This is a genomic window from Sphingobium sp. Ant17 (assembly GCF_000588875.1).
In the GTDB taxonomy this organism is placed as follows: Bacteria; Pseudomonadota; Alphaproteobacteria; order Sphingomonadales; family Sphingomonadaceae; genus Sphingobium.
This window is the reverse complement of the sequence record NZ_JEMV01000155.1, coordinates 1-2,482: the sequence shown is the minus strand read 5'-3', so window position 1 is coordinate 2,482 and position 2,482 is coordinate 1. Positions and strand designations below refer to the sequence as shown.

Sequence of the window (2,482 nt, the reverse complement as noted above, 5' to 3'; positions counted from 1 at the left end):
TTTTCGCTCAGGCAGGTTGCTGTATTGGTTGCCAGCATGGACTCCTGGACGCGCGAGTTGAGCGTGTAACCCTTGATCGTCTGAACCTGGTCGCTTTCACCATAGGCACCATACACGTCCCAATCGATCGTGTCGGTGATGCCACCACGCAGACCGAGGCGATAGTCGAACACTGTGTTCGTGTAATCGCTGATGCGTGGGCCTACTTCGGCTGCACGACGGAACATTGCGCTCGTCACAGTCTGATAGTTTGGATCGTTGGGATCCGTGGCAAGAGCGGCCGCATCGCATGCAGCGGTCGAAATGCCATTGCCTGCGCAGAACTGATTACGAATGCCAGAGGTCAGGAATGGATTGCTGAGCGGAATATCAACGGCGATACCGAACGAACCGGAAGGCGCAATGATGGTGCTGACCGTGTTCTTCGTGAACATGCCCCGGCTGTAGACTTCGACAGCATCGCTGATCTCATAGCGACCGGCGGCGTAGATGTTGTAGCGCTCGAACGGGGTCTGGAAGATGTTCGCGGGCGCAAAGTTTGAAGGGGGCGTATGTGCCAACAAGCGATTGGCCATCCGGCGCAACCTGCAAACGTGCCACTCCCGGGGAAGCTGAAGCGCGAGGGGATCGACGTACCCGAACCGGCACCCTGTCCAGAAATAGACCCGATGGTATTCTGACCGATCTTACGCGCGCCCTGATATACCGGGTCGGACTGCTGATAGCCAATGCCCAGCACGACGTTGCCACGACCGTCATCAAAATTCGCGCCGGTGGTCACGTCGAAACGAACGGTATGCCCGTCGCCCTCGTCGGTGATCTGGTTAGCAAGATTGGCTTCAAAACCCGAAAAATCGGACTTGGTGATGAAGTTGACGACACCCGAAATGGCGTCGGCACCATAGGTGGTCGATGCGCCGCCAGTCAGGACTTCCACACGCTCGATCAGGGCCAATGGAACGTTGTTGAGATCGAATCGGCCGTTCAGTTCAGCTGGAACGACGCGTACACCGTCCAACAGCACGACGTTACGGTTAGAACCCAAGCCACGCAGACGGTTAGAACCCAAGCCACGCAGGTTGACGAACGAGAAACCACCATTGCCGTTGTTCACGGCCGAGCCGATGCTCGGAACGATCCCTGGAATCTCGCGAAGCAGTTCTTCTGCCACGTTGGCCTGCTGCAGATCGATTTCATCAGCAGTCGTAACGTTAACAGGCGAAGATGACGCCAGGTTCGGATTGCGGATCAACGAACCGGTAACGATGATGGTGTCGCCCGCTTCTGCACCAGCGGCCTGTGGCGCTTCCTGTGCGAATGCGGCGGTTGCGATCAGCGACGCACCGAGGATCGCCGGTGCGGCGCTGGCACGCAGAAGTGCCCTCTTTGAAAATGTCTTCACGGTCCAGTCCCTTGCTCTGGAGGTTGGCAGATGTCCTGCCACTATTTCTACTTATGGAGGGATAAGGTGCCCGACAGCGATCCCCCCATATGCATGGCCGTGAAACTGCGCGGGGAGCAGGGCGCTGTAAAGCGCGGGAAAAGGGCATTCACCGCTTTTAAATGTGGCTGTATCATAAATGCAACAAGAGCGTGGTAGAGCTGTTTTTACGGCTGTTTTAGTAACATTATTTCGTTCGAGCGCCGTTTGACAACCCATTGATGTCCGCACCTGTCCAGCGATCGGTTGATAGTGACACAGACGCGACAGGTTGTGGCGATCCTGCGATATATTGACCTTGTTTTCAGCCGAGGCATGCTAGGACGATCTCGGGGTTGATTGATGAGGAGAGACGGCATGAAGCATCTGAGCATGAGTCTGCTGGGGGGTTGTTTTTTGTGCCTCATGACCGGAAGCGCCAGCGCTGCACCAAAGCGCCAGCAGCCGCGCCCAGAGATTTTCACGGACTTGTTGCAGTGCCGATCCGTTGCGCAGGATGCAGAGCGACTGGCCTGCTTTGATCGTCAGGTCGGCGCGATCGACGCCGCTGCCCAGCGGGACGAAGTGGTCGTGCTGGACAAGAGCGAACTCAATAAGACCCGCAAGACGCTGTTCGGCTTTTCCTTCCCTAAGCTGCCCTTTTTGGGCGGGGGCGAAGCGGATGACAGCAGCGAGGCAAAGGTCGAGGGAGTCGATCAAATCGAAGCGGTGATCGCTTCCGTGCGCAGCCTTGGATATGGCAAGTGGCAGATCGGGCTGGAAGATGGCGCGGTATGGGCCACCACCGAAGCGATGACGGCGCGCGACCCCAAGGTCGGCCAGACGATCGAACTAAAGCGCGCCGCCATGGGCAGCTTCATGGGCAAGGTGGCGGGCGGCCGCGCCGTGCGGATGAAGCGGGTCAGTTAGACCGCTTCATCCGCCTTTCTTCACCGCCCTTGCGGCATTGGCCCTGCTATCAACAGCGGGTCGATGCGCGCGGCGTTTCCACTTTCATACCCCCAAATGGAGATGCGGGGCCCGGTCGCGCGGCCCGGTCGC

General features: G+C 58.2%; 1 protein-coding gene and 1 pseudogene. One reads left to right on the top strand and one right to left on the bottom strand.

Features of this window, described 5'->3' with window-relative positions; translation table 11 throughout:
* A pseudogene (locus BF95_RS27065) lies at nt 1-1,402 on the bottom strand (TonB-dependent receptor plug domain-containing protein); the annotation flags it as partial.
* Between the two features lie 396 nt (nt 1,403-1,798).
* Between BF95_RS27065 and BF95_RS24925 the strand changes: the two are divergent.
* The gene (locus tag BF95_RS24925) at nt 1,799-2,350 is read left to right on the top strand and encodes a hypothetical protein (protein WP_200867067.1); all 552 of its coding nucleotides are present in this window, start codon (nt 1,799-1,801) and stop codon (nt 2,348-2,350) included.
* The last annotated feature ends 132 nt before the right edge of the window (nt 2,351-2,482 follow it).